The 18,911-nt window shown below is 39.8% G+C and carries 19 protein-coding genes; 13 read left to right on the forward strand and 6 right to left on the reverse strand.

Features of this window, described 5'->3' with window-relative positions; genetic code table 11:
- Positions 1-91: 91 nt before the first annotated feature.
- A complete protein-coding gene (locus tag F1E73_RS01725; protein ID WP_150450940.1) occupies positions 92-2,767 on the forward strand; it encodes a TonB-dependent receptor in 2,676 nt (891 codons plus the stop codon).
- A 127-nt stretch (positions 2,768-2,894) separates the two neighbouring features.
- On the opposite strand, the gene F1E73_RS01730 is transcribed toward F1E73_RS01725, so the two are convergent.
- Positions 2,895-3,245, reverse strand: a complete 351-nt coding sequence (locus tag F1E73_RS01730; protein WP_086476825.1) for a 4Fe-4S dicluster domain-containing protein — start codon at positions 3,243-3,245, stop codon at positions 2,895-2,897.
- Positions 3,246-3,329: 84 nt separating this feature from the next.
- On the opposite strand from F1E73_RS01730, the gene F1E73_RS01735 reads away from it, so the two are divergent.
- The 9 genes from F1E73_RS01735 (at position 3,330) to F1E73_RS01775 (ending at position 12,577) form a co-directional block, all read left to right on the forward strand.
- Positions 3,330-4,391, forward strand: a complete 1,062-nt coding sequence (locus F1E73_RS01735) for an acyl-CoA reductase (protein WP_150450941.1) — start codon at positions 3,330-3,332, stop codon at positions 4,389-4,391.
- Between the two features lie 101 nt (positions 4,392-4,492).
- Positions 4,493-5,557 carry a 3-phosphoserine/phosphohydroxythreonine transaminase gene (gene serC, locus F1E73_RS01740; RefSeq protein WP_086476827.1) on the forward strand — a complete coding sequence of 355 codons (1,065 nt, stop codon included), beginning with the start codon at positions 4,493-4,495 and terminating at the stop codon, positions 5,555-5,557.
- A gap of 101 nt (positions 5,558-5,658) precedes the next feature.
- A complete protein-coding gene (locus F1E73_RS01745; RefSeq protein ID WP_086476828.1) occupies positions 5,659-6,609 on the forward strand; it encodes a D-2-hydroxyacid dehydrogenase in 951 nt (316 codons plus the stop codon).
- A 149-nt stretch (positions 6,610-6,758) separates the two neighbouring features.
- Positions 6,759-7,394 (forward strand): DUF937 domain-containing protein, encoded by a 636-nt coding sequence (locus tag F1E73_RS01750; protein WP_150450942.1) that lies wholly within the window; start codon positions 6,759-6,761, stop codon positions 7,392-7,394.
- Between the two features lie 64 nt (positions 7,395-7,458).
- On the forward strand, positions 7,459-7,917 hold the full coding sequence (locus F1E73_RS01755) for a DUF6146 family protein (protein WP_176328475.1): 459 nt from the start codon (positions 7,459-7,461) through the stop codon (positions 7,915-7,917).
- Positions 7,918-7,949: 32 nt separating this feature from the next.
- Positions 7,950-8,270 (forward strand): DUF6787 family protein, encoded by a 321-nt coding sequence (locus F1E73_RS01760; RefSeq protein WP_086476830.1) that lies wholly within the window; start codon positions 7,950-7,952, stop codon positions 8,268-8,270.
- A 54-nt stretch (positions 8,271-8,324) separates the two neighbouring features.
- Positions 8,325-8,651 (forward strand): hypothetical protein, encoded by a 327-nt coding sequence (locus F1E73_RS01765; RefSeq protein ID WP_086476831.1) that lies wholly within the window; start codon positions 8,325-8,327, stop codon positions 8,649-8,651.
- Between the two features lie 395 nt (positions 8,652-9,046).
- A complete protein-coding gene (locus tag F1E73_RS01770; RefSeq protein ID WP_150450943.1) occupies positions 9,047-11,329 on the forward strand; it encodes a TonB-dependent receptor in 2,283 nt (760 codons plus the stop codon).
- Between the two features lie 267 nt (positions 11,330-11,596).
- Complete coding sequence (locus tag F1E73_RS01775) at positions 11,597-12,577, forward strand: IS110 family RNA-guided transposase (protein ID WP_150450944.1); 981 nt, start codon at positions 11,597-11,599, stop codon at positions 12,575-12,577.
- Between the two features lie 10 nt (positions 12,578-12,587).
- On the opposite strand, the gene F1E73_RS01780 is transcribed toward F1E73_RS01775, so the two are convergent.
- The 5 genes from F1E73_RS01780 to folE all read right to left on the reverse strand — a co-directional run bounded on the left by F1E73_RS01780 (position 12,588) and on the right by folE (position 16,397).
- A complete protein-coding gene (locus F1E73_RS01780) occupies positions 12,588-13,475 on the reverse strand; it encodes a sterol desaturase family protein (protein WP_150450945.1) in 888 nt (295 codons plus the stop codon).
- A gap of 14 nt (positions 13,476-13,489) precedes the next feature.
- A complete protein-coding gene (locus F1E73_RS01785) occupies positions 13,490-13,969 on the reverse strand; it encodes a monoheme cytochrome C (protein WP_086476834.1) in 480 nt (159 codons plus the stop codon).
- Complete coding sequence (locus tag F1E73_RS01790) at positions 13,970-15,190, reverse strand: sulfite oxidase (protein WP_150450946.1); 1,221 nt, start codon at positions 15,188-15,190, stop codon at positions 13,970-13,972.
- A gap of 236 nt (positions 15,191-15,426) precedes the next feature.
- On the reverse strand, positions 15,427-15,732 hold the full coding sequence (locus tag F1E73_RS01795; RefSeq protein ID WP_086476836.1) for a hypothetical protein: 306 nt from the start codon (positions 15,730-15,732) through the stop codon (positions 15,427-15,429).
- Between the two features lie 65 nt (positions 15,733-15,797).
- Positions 15,798-16,397, reverse strand: a complete 600-nt coding sequence (gene folE / locus F1E73_RS01800) for a GTP cyclohydrolase I FolE (protein ID WP_086476837.1) — start codon at positions 16,395-16,397, stop codon at positions 15,798-15,800.
- 338 nt (positions 16,398-16,735) lie between these two features.
- On the opposite strand from folE, the gene F1E73_RS01805 reads away from it, so the two are divergent.
- Genes F1E73_RS01805 through F1E73_RS01815 form a run of 3 tightly spaced genes read left to right on the forward strand, consistent with a single transcriptional unit; the run spans position 16,736 to position 18,719 of the window.
- Positions 16,736-17,398 carry an ABC transporter ATP-binding protein gene (locus F1E73_RS01805; protein WP_086476838.1) on the forward strand — a complete coding sequence of 221 codons (663 nt, stop codon included), beginning with the start codon at positions 16,736-16,738 and terminating at the stop codon, positions 17,396-17,398.
- Positions 17,399-17,400: 2 nt separating this feature from the next.
- Complete coding sequence (locus F1E73_RS01810) at positions 17,401-17,958, forward strand: CPBP family intramembrane glutamic endopeptidase (RefSeq protein ID WP_150450947.1); 558 nt, start codon at positions 17,401-17,403, stop codon at positions 17,956-17,958.
- The gene (locus F1E73_RS01815) at positions 17,955-18,719 is read left to right on the forward strand and encodes a TIGR02757 family protein (RefSeq protein ID WP_150450948.1); all 765 of its coding nucleotides are present in this window, start codon (positions 17,955-17,957) and stop codon (positions 18,717-18,719) included. The genes F1E73_RS01810 and F1E73_RS01815 overlap by 4 nt, the downstream gene beginning before the upstream one ends.
- Positions 18,720-18,911: the final 192 nt, after the last annotated feature.

An 18,911-nucleotide genomic window follows, 5' to 3' on the forward strand; every position in this document is an offset into this window, starting at 1 on the left:
ATTTCTAGGACTTTTAGCATCTATTTTACCGATTATAAATTAAGTAGACATTAAATTCATTATTTTTAAAGGAACCAATAAATCAACCATTATGAAACCAATAGGACTATTAGCATGCTTCCTTGTTTTTAATTTTTCTCTTGTATCTTCCCAAACTCCCGTAAATGGTACTGTGACTGACCAGGATGGACTCCCTTTAGTAGGGGTGAATATTGTGGAAAAAGGAACTTCCAATGGTACCACTACCGATTTTGATGGAAAGTATCAGCTTTCCGTATTTGCCAATGCCACTTTGGTATTTAGCTATATCGGCTATAATACCGTAGCGGTTGAAGTCTCTGGAAGAGAAACCATCAATATTTCCCTATCTGAAGGGATGATGTTAGATGAAGTTCAATTAGTAGGCTCCAGAAGCCCCAAACGCACAGCTACCGATACGGCGGTACCAGTAGACGTGATAGATATAGCAGAGGTTGCTACCCAAAGCGGGCGTATAGAGGTCAATGAACTCTTACAGTATGCAGCTCCCTCGTTTAATGCTAATAAACAATCTGGATCGGACGGGGCAGATCATATAGACCCGGCAACGCTTAGAGGGCTAGGTCCAGATCAAACCCTAGTACTCATCAATGGTAAGAGAAGACATCAATCTTCCCTTATCAATATTTTTGGTACTAAGGGCCGAGGTAATACTGGCACCGACCTAAATGCTATTCCCGCTTCCGCCATTAAGAGAATAGAAATCTTAAGGGATGGCGCAGCCGCACAATATGGCTCCGATGCTATTGCAGGGGTAATTAATATTGTACTAAAAGATCAAACGGACAAGGTAAGCGGATTTGTGTCTTATGGCGCTTATAACACCAATGCTCCTGGAGATTTTCCTCCCGGAACCCCAAATACCGACGGCAATAGATTAGACACCAAGCAAGACGGAAATGTTATAGGGGAAGATAAAAGCTTAGACGGAGGGTCTGTAAAAGCAGGGGTAAACTTTGGTGCCGCAATCGGAAATAATGGCGGCTATGTTAATGTAACCACGGAATACCTTAAGAAAAACAAGACCCTTAGACCTGGATTCGATTTTAGACGAGGATTCGGAGAGGCTTCCATTGAAGGTTTCAACCTAATGACCAATGCCTCTATCCCCTTATCAACACAATCAGAATTCTACGTATTTGGCGGTAGGAACTACCGGGATACAGACGCCTTTGCCTTTACGAGAAATGACGGGAACAGGGTAATACCTTCTATCTATCCCAACGGATTTAATCCTCGGATCACTTCCAATATTATTGATAATTCCCTTTCCGCAGGATTTAGGACGGTACTGGAGAATGGTTGGAAAATGGACATGAGCAATACCTATGGGAAGAACAAATTTCATTATTTCATAAAAGGAACCTTAAATGCCTCTTTAGAGGATGTTTCCCCTACAGATTTTGATGCAGGTGGTCATAGTTTGATGCAAAATACGGTGAATCTAGATTTCTCCAAATTTTTTGAGGATACCCTAGAAGGAGTAAACTTAGCTTTTGGGGCTGAATACAGAACCGAAAACTTCATCATATTTGCGGGTGAAGAAGGCACTTGGGGAACCTATGACGTTAAAGGCAATTTAATTACCGATCCCTCTACCCAAACCCAGCCAACAGATCCAGAGAGTGGAGAACTGCGTCCAGGAGGCTCCCAAGGGTTTCCAGGGTATGGCCCGGCCAATGAGGTAAATAGAAGCAGAAGTAACATTTCATTATATGCAGACGGCGAGTTTGAGTTTTCCGAGCCTTTCCTTCTAAGTGCAGCAGCAAGATTTGAGAATTTTAGCGATTTTGGCAGCACCTTGAACGGGAAATTGGCAGCCCGACTTAAGGCTTCGGATAAGGTTAATATTCGCGGCTCTGTAAGTACAGGGTTTAGAGCTCCGTCCCTAGCCCAGATTTACTACAATCTACGGTTCACCAATTTTATAGGGGGCGATGCCGTGGATCAATTGCTGTCCCCCAATAACAGCCCTGTTACCGCTTCTTTTGGAATTGGACAATTAAAAGAAGAAAAAGCGTTTAACGCGGGATTAGGTTTTACGGCAACTTTTGGGGATTTCACTGCAACGATAGATGGTTACTACATTAAAGTAGATGACAGGATAGTGCTTACGGGGAATTTTGATGCCCCACAAATTCCCAATGTGGAAGCAGCCCAGTTTTTCGTTAATGGGGTAGATACCAAAACCACTGGTTTAGATATCGTACTTAGCTGGTTGAAGAATTTTGGGGACAGTAGACTATCGGCCACCTTTACCGGAAACATCAATGATATGAAGATAGATAAGGTTAATAATGGCGGATTGGATGCTGAAACTTTCTTTGGCGAAAGAGACAAAGGCTTTTTATTAGCTTCTGCCCCTAAAAGTAAGCTCACCTTAAACGTTAACTATCGTAAAGATAAATTTGATGCAGGCTTGGGCTTTACCCATTTTAGTAAGGTAGAGCTATTAGATTTTCAAATGCTAGAACCCACTTCGGATTATGCCAGTTTTGCAGATAAAGTGATGCAGGCTACGGATACCTATGACTCGAAAATGGTAACAGACCTAGTTTTGGGGTACCAGTTTACCGATGGGCTAAAACTAAATATCGGGGCCAACAACCTATTCAATATTTACCCGGACCAGCAGGATGACTGGGTAGAAGGTGGTGGCTACTGGGATGCGGTACAAATGGGCTTCGGAGGCGCCTACTACTACGCTAGGCTTTCCTTTAGCTTTTAATAGCCCCCTTCCAACACTAGCCTTTAACCAAAAAGACCTGTCATTAATAAGACAGGTCTTTTTTATTATTGGTGAAAATTCTAAAAATCTTACCGTTTAGTTATCCTTAAAAAAGCTAGGATACTTCTCATTCTGGATGCATAAATCTTTGTTTCGCCAGAAGCTGCTCTTCAGTCTCTACGTGGTCCTCATCGGGAACACAGCAGTCTACGGGACACACAGCAGCACATTGTGGCTCATCGTGGAAGCCCATACACTCCGTACACTTATCAGGAACAATATAATAGACCTCGTCACTTATTGGCTCTTGGGACTCATCAGCATCTACCTCCTTACCATCAGGCAATTTCACGGTCCCTTCCAAAAGTGTACCGTCACTATATCGCCAATCGTCCGCCCCCTCATAAATTGCGTTATTTGGACACTCAGGTTCACAAGCTCCACAATTTATACACTCATCTGTTATTATAATTGCCATTTTTCTATTCTTTTATGCTGAATTAAATTAAGGATCGATACTTTTGCACAAATATAAAGCCTAATAAAATCTTTTACAAATATAATGACTAAGCACGCAACAAGATTAAATGCTTTGGTTAAGCTGGGCAGTTTTTTTAAAGATTACTGCGAATATGCTAAAAATAAGCCCCAAAATAATCAGAATTCCAATCCACGGTTTACGGCATTTGATGAAGCCATCACCTTAGCCGGACATAAGAATGGTTGGTTTACACCAGAAAATATACTTTTTAGCATAGAAACCTGGGGGGATCTTTTAGATAAAGAAAAACTGACCAATTGGCTATCCAAATACCATTTAGACAATAAAACCTCTAAGTCTGTGGCGGTGATTATGGCTGGAAATATTCCTCTAGTAGGTTTTCACGATTTTTTGAGTACCCTTATTACAGGCCACAGGATTATTATTAAGCTTTCTTCCAATGATAAGGTATTACTACCCTTTATTAGCAGTTACTTATGCGAAGTGGAACCAAGCTTAAAAGAAGCCATTGTTTTCTCGGATGGTAAGTTAGAAGGATTTGACGCAGTTATTGCTACCGGAAGTGATAATACTTCCCGATATTTTGAGCACTACTTTAAAAAGAAACCCAATATTATTAGAAGAAACAGGAACTCCGTAGCCGTTCTAACCGGGAAAGAAACTGAGTCACAGCTACAAGCCTTGGGCGAAGATGTTTTTAGATATTACGGCCTAGGATGTAGAAGTGTTTCCAAACTCTTTGTCCCAAAAGGCTATGATTTTGATGCTTTTTTTAAGGCTATTTACCCTTACCACAACATCGTGGATCAAATAAAATATGCCAATAATTACGATTACAATAAAGCGGTGTACTTAATGAGCCTGTTCCCTATTTTAGAAAACGGATTCCTTATGCTTAAGGAGGATACTAGCTATGCCTCCCCTATCGCAACCTTATTTTATGAGACCTATGACTCCTTAGAAAAATTAAGAGAACTGTTGGAGAAAGACAAGGACAAGTTGCAATGCATTGTTTCAGATGGATTTTCCACTGATGAAGTTCCGTTTGGACAAACACAAAAGCCTGCCTTAAATGCATATGCAGACAATATGGATACGGTGGATTTCCTGTTGAAACTTTAACGGAAGTTTTTCATGAAGCAAGGACATCCGTTTCAAATTATTTATGATATTTAGACGCCTTTTTTACACAGGCACAATTAAAACTGGAAAAAGTAAAACAAATGAAAAAACATAATTTTAGCGCTGGACCATGCATCCTCCCTCAGGAAGTAATGAAGAAAGCATCAGAAGCTGTACTGGAGTTTAACGACCTAGGACTGTCTTTAATAGAGATCTCACACAGGAGCAAGGATTTTGTAGAAGTGATGGAAAATGCTCGTTCCTTAGCCTTGGAGCTTTTGGGCTTGCAAGGAAAAGGATATCAGGCTTTATTTCTACAAGGCGGTGCCAGTATGCAGTTTTTAATGGTGGCCTATAACCTCTTAGAGAAAAAAGCAGGATACCTCAATACAGGTACTTGGGCAGATAAGGCTATTAAGGAGGCTAGAATATTTGGAGAGGTCGTAGAAGTGGCTTCTTCCAAGAGTGATAACTTTAACCATATTCCCAAGGGGTATAAGGTCCCTACAGACTTGGATTACCTTCACATCACCTCCAACAACACCATATATGGGACCCAATTCAAGGAATTTCCCACGGCTTCAGCACCTTTGATCTGTGATATGAGTTCGGATATTTTTTCTAGACAACTCGATTTTTCCCAGTTCGACCTTATTTATGCGGGAGCACAAAAGAATATGGGACCAGCGGGAACAACCTTGGTAATTGTTAAGGAAGAAATCCTTGGTAAGGTTTCTAGGGAAATTCCGTCTATGTTGAACTATAAAGTCCATATAGATAAAGAAAGTATGTTTAACACACCAGCAGTTTTTCCGGTTTATGTATCCATGCTTACTTTGGAATGGTTAAAGGAACTGGGAGGCATTGCTGCCATAGAAGAAATTAACGAGAAAAAAGCCCGACTCCTTTATTCGGAAATAGATTTAAACCCAGTGTTTAAAGGATATGCAAAGAAAGAAGATCGCTCTTTAATGAATGCTACCTTTACTTTAACGGATGAGAAGCTGAAAGAAGATTTTGATCGTTTGTGCAAAGAAGCTGGCATTAGCGGAATAAACGGTCACCGATCTATTGGTGGGTATAGAGCCTCCATGTACAATGCCCTATCCTTGGACAGTGTGGGCACCCTTGTTGACGTTATGAGCGAATTGGAGAGAAAAGGCTAAAACTCTCCCTTTACCTCCTAAAAAGCTTAACAATCAAAAAAAAGAGATAACCCCCAAAATACCCTCTCGCATGTTGGAGAGCGGGGATAAGAAATAGAAATATGAAAATACTGGCAAACGACGGAATATCAGAAAATGGAAAAAGCGAATTGGAAAACGCAGGATTCCAAGTAATGTCCATTCGCGTGGCGCAAGAGCAGCTTATTCCCTACATCAATGAAAATGAGATTACGGTATTGGTGGTAAGAAGCGCCACCCAAGTAACCAAGGAAGTAATAGATAACTGTCCTAGCCTTAAGATTATAGGACGTGCAGGAGTAGGTATGGATAATATTGAGGTAGAGTATGCGAAATCTAAAGGCATACATGTAATTAACACCCCAGCTGCATCTTCTTCCTCTGTAGCAGAACTGGTTTTTGCCCATCTATTTAGTGGAGTTCGTTTTTTACATGACGCAAATAGAAATATGCCCTTGGAAGGCGATAGCAATTTCAGCAAATTAAAGAAGGCCTATGCCAAGGGAGTGGAACTCCGCAATAAGACCCTAGGAATTATCGGTTTTGGAAGGGTGGGCCAAGAAACGGCCAAAATAGCCCTAGGATTAGGGATGAAAGTTTTATTTGTAGATCCAAAATTAGACAAGGCAACGGTTAACATTCCTTTTTTTGATGGAAGGTCCATAGAATTTGAACTAGCGGGAACAACTTTTGAAGACCTCCTTAAAAATTCTCACTTCATAAGCCTACATGTACCCGCCCAGAAATCGTACCTCATTGGCAAAAAAGAATTTGAAATGATGAAGAATGGCGTGGGAATCGTGAATGCTGCCCGTGGAGGGGTGTTAGACGAGGTAGCTTTAGTAGACGCATTGGAAAGCGGTAAGGTAGCCTTTGCCGGATTGGATGTTTTTGAATCCGAGCCCATGCCCGAAGTAAGAATCCTAATGCATCCAGACATATCGCTTACACCACACATAGGCGCAGCAACTTCGGAAGCACAAGAGCGGATTGGACGTGAATTGGCATCACAGATTATTTCACTGCACAATTAATAGGGGGATCCCTAATAGGTTCCAGGCTAAACTACGATCCATGGAATTTAGCCTGGACCTACCTTTCTATTAGGTGACGATAGCACCATTTAAAACTGATTTTTTTGTACCTTGTGCTAAGCAGTTATCACAAAATAAAATAATACAAAATGTCAGGAATATTAAATTTACTAAGTAGCCCCATGGGTAAGCAATTGGTTAACGGTGTAGCTAACCACACAGGGCAACCAGAAAACAAAACAGCCGAAGTTTTAAGTATGGCAATGCCACTCCTCTTAGGTGGAATGAAAAAGAATGCGTCCTCTCCTCAAGGTGCAGCCAGCCTATTAAGTGCATTATCCGATAATAAACACGATGGGAGCATGCTAAACAATTTAGGAGGGTTATTTAGTGGAGGCGTAGATTCATCCGTTATTAAGGATGGAGAAGGCATTTTAGATCACGTCTTTGGTGGAAAAAAGACAGTTGTAGAAAACACCCTAAGTCAAAAATCAGGCTTAAATACAGAAGCTGTAGCGCAAATATTAAAAATTGCAGCTCCCCTTGTCATGGCATACATAGGACAGCAAAAAAAACAAGGCGATGTTAAGGATGCTGGAGGGCTAAACACCCTCTTGGGAAGCATGTTAGGCGGACAGCCAGATCAGAACAAAAGCCTTATTACCTCCCTCTTGGATGCCGATGGAGATGGCAGTGTGCTAGACGATGTTGCTGGCATGGTCTTGGGTGGCGATAAAAAGAAGGGCGGAATTGGCGGAATGCTAGGCGGACTCTTTGGCAAATAACCACTTTAACATAATTTAAATATAGCTATTTGTAATATAAACTAGCTTTTTGTATCTTAAAGGTATGGGAAGAATACTAGCTTATATCATGTTACTATCTTTGTTGCTCTCATCTTTTCTTATTGGATGTGGAGGGACCAAACAAATAGTGGCAGCCTCTGAGGAAGAGAAAATGGCCTTCTCGCAGACGGAAGCAGATACCGTTGCAATTGCCAGTGATGAGACCGAGTATGAGATTCTAATTATAGAACCGGGGTTCGATTTCTGGTTACAAAGCGTCGCCAAACCCGAAGGTTATTACTCTCAATCATTTCTAGAAAATAGAAATCAAATTTATGTAACCGAATGGAACATACGCGTTACTCAACCTTTCACCTATAATCCCAATCTATACGAAGCACAGATAGATTATAATCCCAGTATTGACTACGGCTATGAGGTAAATTATAAGCTGTATAATTACTTTATATATTTTCAGCGTAAATACAATCAGCGTCTAGGCCCCTTTGTTCCCCGCATTTAAAAACTTATATTTGCCATCGATTAACGAAATGTATGAAGAAGTTAAAAGAACGATGGGGAGTAACCTCTAATTTTCAATTGGCAATAATCTTTGTGGTTTTCTCAATTACTGGCTCCTCTGCGGTTTTTATAGCAAAGCCCTTTTTGAATTTTGTAGGTTTACAGCGCGATAGCTTTTCCCCCGAATTTCTATGGGGAGGTCTCATCTATCTTTTCTTTAGGATTATTTTAATCTTCCCTTTTTACCAAATCCTTCTGGTTATATACGGGTGGCTCTTTGGGCAATTTAAATTTTTCTGGGAATTTGAGAAAAAGATGCTCAGTAGAATGGGCCTTGGGTTCATTTTTAAATAAATTATACTTTCTTTAACACCCCTTGTGTAAGTATAAGGATAGATTTGAGCTGTGATGAACCTCCGAGAACATATCTTATCTTTTTTCTCCATCCTAATGGTGGCGCTATTTGCCTTGCCCGGAACTCTAAAGGCAAAACACGCATTATTGGAGCACCACAATTTTGTGTGTAAGGAAAAAGGTAAGTTACACTACCATGAAATAGAAGTTGAATGTGAGTTCTATAAATACAACATTTCACATTTTATTACTCCAGAGTATGTTGAGCTGAATGATAATAGCTGGACATTTAAAACTGAGAATGTCACCGATTATTACCAGTTTTTAAGTAAATATCAAAAACTACACTTTTCTGAAAGAGGACCACCGGCTTTGGCTTAGTCCACCTCCACATTTCCATACTCATAGCAATTCCTTAATGCCAGAGGCAACATTTATTTAGGCGGGAGAATACCTTTTAATAAGCTTCCTTCCTAATTCACTAAGCTTCCATTAAGGGTAAGGTTCTATAAGCCAACTGTTATGTACTTGGTTGTGGCAATCAACTCTCCTAGGGACCAATTATTTTATAGTAAGTAGTACCTAAGCCTATTTGTGATTGCTATGGTTTGGTGGAATACCAATACAACTTAAATCCAAAAATTAAATAATTATAAAAACTTCACCCCAATACGGGTGATACCCTTATTGTCAATTAGTGTATTAAGCATATCGTATTCAACGGACATACAATACGCTTGGCAACGATTTAAATACCAAAAAACAACATTCTAAACATGAGAAAAACATTATTATCCATCCTCTGCGCCATGGCAGTCTTTAGCATGCATTCCCAGAATTCTTTGGGAGGACAGATAATCGAAAAAGCTACCAATGAACCCTTGGAGCAAGTATCTGTTTATTTCCCCGATTTGGAAAAAGGAGGGATTACCACTGTAAATGGCGAGTATAAGTTGAATAATTTGCCACTTGGCACCTATAAATTGGTGGCTTCCTACATTGGCTTTCAAACATTCTCCCAAAACATCACTATTAAACCTGGGGAAAACACCTTTGATATAGCCCTCGCCCCCAGTGCCATTGAAATGGATGAAGTTATTGTCTCTACCCCATTTCACAAACTTCAACGCGACAATGTGATGAAGGTAGAATATGCTAAAGTAGCAGCATTAAAATCTACAGGAGCCCCTACTTTGGTAGAAGGTATTGGAAAAATTCCCGGGGTAGATGTAGTCTCTACCGGCGTAGGTATTGGAAAACCTGTCATTAGAGGACTCACCTCCAATAGGGTTTTGGTATACACCCAAGGAATACGTCTAGAAAATCAGCAATTTGGGGCAGAACACGGCTTGGGCGTAAATGAAGCGGGCATAGAAAGTGTTGAAGTCATAAAAGGTCCCGCTTCCCTACTCTATGGTTCCGATGCCATGGGAGGAGTACTATATTTAAATCCTGAAAGATTTGCTCCTGCTCAAAGTACGGAAGGTGAGGCAAACTTTAACTACAACACCAATACGAGGGGATTTACCACCGGCGCGGGCATTAAGTCTTCTGGTGAAAAATTGAGATTCCTTGCAAGGGTCGCTGCCAATAGTCACATAGATTATACCGGGGGTGATGGAGTTAGAGTAACCAATACCCGATTTAACGAGAAGGATTTAAAAATGGGACTGGGTTTTCAGAACACTATTTTTAGAACGGAAGTTAGGTATAACTATAACGAATCAGATCTAGGGATCCCGGAAGCCATTGGCCTACAAACCACCTCAAGAACGCCAGAAATGCCGCTTCAGGAAATAAACAGCCATATTCTTAGCTCCAAGACCAAAATATTCTTTGAGAACTCTAGTTTGGATGTTACGTTGGGATATGTTGGAAATGGTAGGAAAGAGTTTGAAGAACACCACCATCATGAAGGTGAGGAACATGGTCACGAGGAAGAAGAACATGGCCATGAGGAGGAAGAGCATACGGAAGCAGCCCTTAATATGGACCTTAAAACTTTTAGCTATAACGTACAATACCAACTTCCTAGATGGAAAAAATTTGAAACTATTCTAGGGGTACAAGGAATTTATCAGACCAATACCAATTACGGAGAAGAAGTCTTGATTCCGGATGCAACCACCCAAGATTTTGGCATTTTGGGAACCACTCACTATCATGTTAATAGAAACAACGATTTCCAATTCGGAATTCGGTTTGACCGCAGAAGGATAGAAAGCAGCCCTTACGGACAAATGGGGGAAGAAGGACATATTGCAGCTATCAATCGTAGCTTTAACAGCTTTAATGGTGCGTTTGGGTATAAAAACAATATTTCCGAGTCGCTCACCGGTCGTTTTAATATCGCGACAGGTTTTAGGGCCCCCAATTTAGCTGAACTTACCTCCTACGGTGGCCATGCTGGGGCCAACAGGTTCGAAATTGGGAATGCTGATTTAAAAAATGAGCAGAATATTCAATTAGACCTAGCCTTGGAGTTTAAAAATGAGCATGTGGAATTATTTGTAAACGGTTTTCACAATAGGGTTAAGAATTATATATTTATTGCACCAGATGGGACTTCTCTTAATGGTAGATCTGTCTATAGGTATCTTCAGCAAGACGCCACCCTATATGGAGGAGAAATTGGTTTTCATTTTCACCCACACCCTTATGATTGGTTACATGTAGAAAGTAGCTACCAGACGGTATTAGGAGAATTAAACGAAGGAGCCAAACTTCCCCTGATTCCAGCTAATACCCTAATCAACACCCTTAGGGTGGAGTTTTCCAATAATGATTCTTGGTTAAAGAAGTCCAACGCCTTTATTACCTTAAACAACACCTTTCAACAAAATAGAGTGGCCGATAATGAAACCGTATCACCAGGTTACTCCCTATTAAGCGCCGGATTTGGTGGTGAGGTCTCAATTGTGAAAAAACAGGTAAATTTTAACCTCAGCGCCAACAATATACTGGACAAAAAATACATTGCCCATCTATCTCGTTTAAAGCCCGATGGAATATTTAATATGGGAAGATCAATAACCCTAGGAGCTACTGTTCTTTTTTAAAATTCTTTCCTTAAATAACAGTACCTACGGCTTGCTATTAGTTTAGCATCGTATATTTAGAGGAAATTTAATCATATTAAATTTCTGAAAAACCAGAAGGAAAAGGTGAACTATTTCGGCTCTTAAACTTTAGATTTAACCTGAGCATCAGTCCTTTCCCTTCTTAGGTTTTGGGTACCATTTAGAATGTTAAGCTTAAAGGCTTATTAATAGCGTTAGTACACAGACCTTTTGGTTCTTCAGGTTTTTAATAGCCAAAACAAAGTTATGAAAAATCTAGTTACAGGAATCGACATTTCGAAGGACACTTTAGACTATTGTGGCCTTGACAAAGAAAATGTGCAAGTAAAATTCAAAGGTGTGCTTGATAATAATTCCCGTGTCATTTCAAATTGGCTTGAAGAATTTGACAGGAACACAACGGTGTTTGCTTTGGAGCACACTGGCCATTACGGCTCTGCCCTGATAAACTGTCTAAGTAAAAAGGGATTTGTTTTTTACCTAATAACCCCCTTGGATCTTAAAAAATCATTGGGTATTCAGAGAGGAAAAAGTGATGCAAAAGACGCTTATCGCATTGCAGAATACGCCATAGTAAAAAATCACAAATTGACACCTTACCAGCTACCGTCAAAAAACCTGAGGACGCTGAAAGCTCTTATTACTGCAAGGGAACGTTATGTAAAGATGTCGGTCCAAGTGCAGAATAGCTTAAAAGCCAATGAGATATTAAATCGGACCCTTGATGTGAAAATGTTAATCAAAGAAGAAAGAAAGCATTATAGGTTCCTTCAAAAAAGCATTAAAAAAATTGATAGTGAAATGCAAAAGATCATTGAGGCAGACCATGACTTAAAAAGTAGTTATAAGAAAGTGACCAGAATTATCGGGGTAGGTCCGGTCATCGCTTCAAAATGCATAGTGGAAACTGATAACTTCACTAAGTTCGACAACCCGAGAAAATTCAGTTGTCACTGCGGCCTAGCACCTTTTCCCCATCAGTCTGGAAGCAGTATAAGAGGTAAAACAAGAACTCACTTTATGAGAGATAAAACTTTGAAGGCTATTTTAACCAAAGGCGCTATTAGCGCTGTACAGCACGATCCCCAATTGAAGGCATATTACAATCGAAAGACAAAAGAAGGCAAACACCACATGAGCGTAATAAATGCAGTTGCCAACAAATTGGTATTAAGGATTTTTGCCGTGGCAAAAAGAGAAGAACCTTTTGTTAAATTAGCTGCTTAAAAATTTGTTTTTAACTTAGAATGCTCTTACGCAAGCCGTAGGTTAATTGTTTAAAAAATGACTTCGGAATTTCTTCATCCCCTTTAAAGCCCAAGGGAAGTTTCCCACTATCTTCAGGAATATAATTGGTCTTAAAAATATAATCCCAGACACTTAAACTTATACCATAATTAACCCCATTCTTTTTGCCTTCTGGCAACTCGTAAGCATGATGATATAAGTGCATTACGGGGTTATTTAGCAAATACTTTAAAGGCCCATAGGTTATTTTAATATTGGCATGGTTAAGATGCCCAATGGTAATCGCAAAAAAATGGACCAAATAGGCTTGCTCTGGTTCAAACCCTCCTAAAATCATTACACCAAAGGTCTTTAAAGGCTTGTATAATACATTTTCCATCCAATGGAAGCGCAGGTGCGCCGCAAATCCCATTTCCTTCACACTGTGATGTATCTTATGGAACTGCCATAAAAAGGGATGTTTATGGAGTAGCATATGCGTGTACCATTGTACAAGATCTAATACCAGAAAAAACAACACCAATTGCAACCAATTGGGCAAGGAAGACAAATCTAAAATGGTTAAGCTGCTAGTTTTAATGCCCAAATCACTGAATAACACCTCCAATACCTTATAAAATCCGCTAATTGCAATGGCAAAAAGGAAGAAATTAAAGAACATATAAAATCCGTCTAGCCAAAAATCCTTTCTAAAAATCTTCTGATTTTTACGCCATGGGAAAACAATTTCTAACCCCCATACGATGAGGGAAATCACTATAAGGCCCCAGAAATAATTGGTATACCAAGGCACATCAAAAGTAATGGACCTCCAGGTCCAATTTACCATCCCGAAAAATGAGGAAGTAAAGGCATTTATATATTTTTCAAAAAACATAATCCCTTAATTATTTATTCATCCAGGGAGTACCACTCTATTTCGTTGAGATTCTCCCTCCTACCCTTATTTATTATCGGGTAATTGGTAACCAAATAATCCACAATAATTTTTTCATTTTTCCCTAGGTCCCAGAGGTTCTGTGTTTCCTGCATCCATCTTATGGTCTGGATCCACCTTTCCTCGTTCATCCTATTTTCCATCACCAATTGGGCAGAGTGGCAGTTAGTACAATTATTAACCACGGCCATTAGTCCTTCGGCGTCCTTTAAACCGGTTCTTATATGAATACCATTTTCAATTTTATCCCAATCGTCCTCCTCATCAACACTAACCATTTTAGTAGTAGGCTTGTTGGATTCAAATGAAAAGGAGTTGGGAGATACCATATAAATAACCCCTAAAACCCCTATAAGAAATACCATGATACAAGATACTATTAGCACCTTGTAAATAGCCATGACTTTTTCCCTAAATTCGTCTTGCTTCTTCATTTATACAATTTTCACAGCAATTCTATGGCATGCATTGTTCAAATACCCCTTAGGGTTCCACCCTGGCACTAGCATAGGCTGGCTGTCCCCATTGGCATCAACGGCACGGGCCCATACTTCATAATAACCTTTTTTAGGGAAATCTATACTTGCATTAAAATGTTGCCAAGCCAATCTATTTACAGGTTTTTCCAGATTACATTCGGACCAGGTAACACCAAAATCAATGGAATAGTAAACTTTAGTCACCTCTAGCTCGCCTGCCCAAGCATGTCCCCTTATAGTAAGTTTCTTTCCCTCTGCCAATTGCGCCCCAGTTTTAGGATAGGTAATTAAGGATTTAACGGGCATGGATTCTATAATACACATATCCTCATCCTTAACCTTTTCTCCCGGTGCTAGAGGATTACAAGGTACTCTATAAGCCGTCCCCATCATTTTTTCCCCATCGTGCACCTTGTTTCTTACACTTATCCTATTCACCCATTTTCCGGAGGCAGATGCGGGCCATCCACCACAAACCAATCGCAATGGGAACCCATGTACCAAGGGAATATCTTTTCCGTTCATTTGGAAGGCCAACAAGGTTTCGTCTTGATAGGCCTTGGCCATCGGCACCCCTCTGGAAATGGAGGCCTTAGTAGGATCGCCACTTAGGTGCTGATCTATTCCATGGTATCCTATATACACCGCATCGCTTTTTATCCCTACTGCGTCCAAGACATCCCCTAACCTAACACCAGTCCAATTGGCACAAAACACCGCACCAATATCCCACTGATTTCCTTTCGCAGGCGGATCAAATTCCCGTCTCCCATTACCACCACACTCTAAGGTGAGCTGATAGGTATATTGTTTAAATTTGGTTTTCAACTCTTCCAAGGTAAAGGTTTTCTCTTCCTTAACCGACTCGCCATCAAAAGTAAGGGTCCATTCTTTCTCGTTAATGTTTTCGGGAACCTTACCGTTGTTACGTACAAATATATAAGGATTGGGAGTAACCCTGTCATCCAACTGGTGTGCAAGCGCCTCCATGTTCCATGGATTGCTGTTTAACACCTTCATCTCCTTGTCCTTACCAAATAATTTAAATGGATCCGGATCCTGTAAACCCAACAAATCATAATTTTCTGGCATATTAGCACCGAAAACAATTTCGGCGCCCAATAATCCAGCCAAAGACCCTAAGGCCGTTCTTTTAACAAAATGTCTTCTCTTCATAAGATACTACTAATATAAAATTGTAAAGGCAAGATAGTGCAATAAGAAATTCTTTAGAAATATCACCAGACCATATTCGTTTACTACAAAGGTGTTGGTTTACCGCACTACCCATCCACTGCAATCGGTAAATGTATATAATAATATAGAGTTTAGGCAACCCTATAACTAAACTTTAGGACAGGTGTTTCTGACTACCCTAACTAGTAGAATGGCTTCCTCTTTATGATAAAGCGCTATTTATTTGATTGAATGAAGTTGTCTACTTTAGAAGCATTAAATAGGTAGGTATAACACCACATTAGGGTGAAAGAAGGAATAATATCCAAACCGGGGGTTATTTCTTCCAAAAATGCGACTAATCCGGCTGCCTTGCCCATGCTTCCCTTATACATTCTAGTCATCAACCAACCCGCAATTGGGGCCCAAATTATATCGGAAAACTCTCCTATTCCGGGGATTACATAGGAAATCATCCCTATAGCATCAAAAAGCAACCCTAAATAAAGGTTTTTAAATTTTTGGTTCTTAGAAATCGACATGCTTAATAAATAAGATTGGTGTAATAAATTGTGTGCCTACCGTAAAGGCATTCTATTCAATGAGATTAGGATAGGTCTGAACTGATCAGTTTTAAAAATTCGCTTCTAGTCTCTATTTTCTCAAATTGCCCCCTAAATCCGGAAGTAGTAGTTACCGAGTTTTGTTTCTGTATGCCCCGCATCATCATACACATATGCGATGCTTCTATAACCACCGCTACCCCTTTGGGTTTAAGGGTGTCATTTAAACATTCAAGAATATCGTGAGTTAGTCGCTCTTGCACTTGTAAGCGCCTAGCAAAAATATCTACCACTCTGGGAATTTTACTTAGCCCTACTATCTGTCCGTCTGGGATATAAGCAATATGGGCTTTTCCAAAAAAAGGCAGCATATGGTGCTCGCACAAGGAATAGAGTTCTATATCCTTTATAATAACCATATCGTCATAAGACTCCTTAAAAATGGCCCCTTCCAATATTTCTACGGCATCCTGCTTATACCCTTGGGTTAAAAACAACATTGCTTTTGCTGCCCTTTCTGGCGTTTTTAATAAACCTTCCCTTTCTACATCTTCTCCTATTTCCGTTATTATAGACCTATAACGCATTTTTACCTCATCGGTAATCTCCAGGTTATATTCCTCTAAATTTTTATATGGTCCCATACCCGTACTATTCTATTTTAAGTTCATTGTAAAGTCAATCCCCTATCTAGGAAACCCACTTAAGGTATTGATTATTTCATTTTTCCATGGTTAAGTTAAAGTAAAATTGTCATATAATAATCAAATACCTTGGAAACCGATTTAGAATTATTAGATCTACCTAGCCTCCCAACCTTGAAAAATGATCAAATGGAAATGAAAGTCCATTTTATTATATTTTTAATACACCCTCCTTTATTTTCCCTTAATTTTGATTTTTCAAAGCTTCAGTCCCCTAGACCCAACTAGGTTTTGCAGTTGCAAGGGGAATGTTTAGTTTAGAACCATATTTATATAGGATGATCAGAGCTACGAACATAAATAAATTCTACGGAAACCTTCAGGTACTAAAAGAGGTAGAACTCCACATAGAAAAGGGGGAAGTAATTTCTATTGTTGGCCCTTCTGGGGCTGGTAAGACCACCTTATTACAAATTTTGGGCACTTTGGATGTACAAAGTAATAAAAATGAAAGTGATCTTCTGATCAATGGTCAGGCAGTAAATAAACTATCAGAGAAGGCTTTGGCCAAATTTCGAAACAACCATATCGGATTTATTTTTCAATTTCATCAACTCTTGCCAGAGTTTACAGCCCTGGAGAATGTATGTATACCTGCTTTTATCAAAGGCACCAAAAAACAGGAGGCCGAAGAAAAAGCAACCGAACTTCTAAAGTTCCTTGGGTTATCCCATAGATTGCACCACAAGCCCAATGAACTCTCAGGTGGGGAACAACAACGGGTTGCGGTAGCTAGGGCACTGGTAAATGATCCCGCAGTTATTTTTGCCGACGAACCAAGTGGAAACCTAGATTCTGAAAGCGCGGATAACCTCCACAAATTGTTTTTCGACCTAAGGGATAAGTTTGGGCAGACCTTTGTAATAGTAACCCACAATGAGGAACTCGCCAATATGGCCGATAGAAAGTTGACCATGGTAGATGGATCCATAACCAAATAGCCATGCTTAAAAGAGTATGGCGTTTTATTAAATCCCCAGATGGCATTCAATGGCGCCACGCCTCCTTGGATCTAAAGCTTAAAGTACTACTCCACCTATTGGTTCTTGGGTTAGTGCTGGGGATGTCTATGAGCTTGATTATTGGTTGGCTTACGGAAATACTGAAGCTAGACTTGGGTCCACATGCCAGTCAACACTTCTTTGAGAAATCCTCTGCCCTTACCCTATTATTTTTCGCCGTTATTATGGCACCGGTACTAGAAGAACTCGTATTTCGAGGTCCATTAAGCTGGTTTAGGGAAAAAACTTATTTTAAATATACCTATTACGCATCCATTATATTATTTGGATATGTACACCTGTTGAATTTCGATCTTTTTAAGGAAATTCTAATCCTATCCCCAATTTTAATAGGCCCACAACTGATATTAGGTTCTTTTTTGGGGTATGTTCGTGTTAAAATGGGCTTGGGTTGGGCCATTATTTTACATGCCTCCCACAATGCGGTACTCCTTGTGCCTATATTGATGATGAAACTAGCAAACCTCCCCTTAGAATGACAAAGAAAGAATTAAAGGAATTTTTAGATGCTAAATCCCAACAATATAACAATCCGGAATTTCTAGACACCGATCCCTTACAAATCCCCCACAGATTTACTAAAAAGGAAGATATAGAAATCAGCGGATTCTTAACGGCAACCATCGCTTGGGGCAATAGAAAGAGCATTATAAAGAATGCAGAAAAAATGATGGAGCTATTGGATTTCTCTCCCTACGATTTTGTTATGAGTCACCAGGAAGCAGATTTAGATAGGTTTCACAATTTTGTGCATAGAACTTTTAACGGAGAAGATCTAAGCTATTTTATCCGTAGTTTAAACAATATTTATAAAAATCATGGAGGGATGGAGCATCTTCTTCACCAACACAGTGATTCCCACTCCCTTCAAACCTCTATTTCCAATTTTAAAGCCACCTTTTTTGAACTACCCCACCAGCCAAGGTCTACTAAACACGTTGCAGACCCATTAAGGGGATCCGCGGCTAAAAGAATCAATATGTTCCTGAGGTGGATGGTACGAAATAACGACACTGGGGTAGATTTTGGGATATGGAAAACTATAAAGCCCTCCCAATTATCCTGTCCTTTGGACGTCCATTCGGGTAATGTAGCCAGAAAACTGGGGTTAATTCAAAGGAAACAAAACGATGCAAAAGCCTTATTGGAATTGGATACGCAACTGCGTAAACTAGACCCCACAGACCCAGTAAAATACGATTTCGCCTTATTTGGACTAGGGGTGTTTGAGAAGTTCTAAACTATTTTTATAGCTGAGAATACTATTTGCCCATCCAATAATGCCCACTTATTTGTTTTATTTGCGAATAAAACCCAGGCACCGTGAAAGGCCATCATCCCAGCCTGCCTATAAACCTACGACGTGTGGGATCTCTTAAAGTACTTGCATTGGCTTATAATTATTGCCTATTTTTAAGCCCTATAAATTGAT

The organism is Arenibacter lacus (genome assembly GCF_008711145.1).
GTDB lineage: Bacteria > Bacteroidota > Bacteroidia > Flavobacteriales > Flavobacteriaceae > Arenibacter > Arenibacter amylolyticus.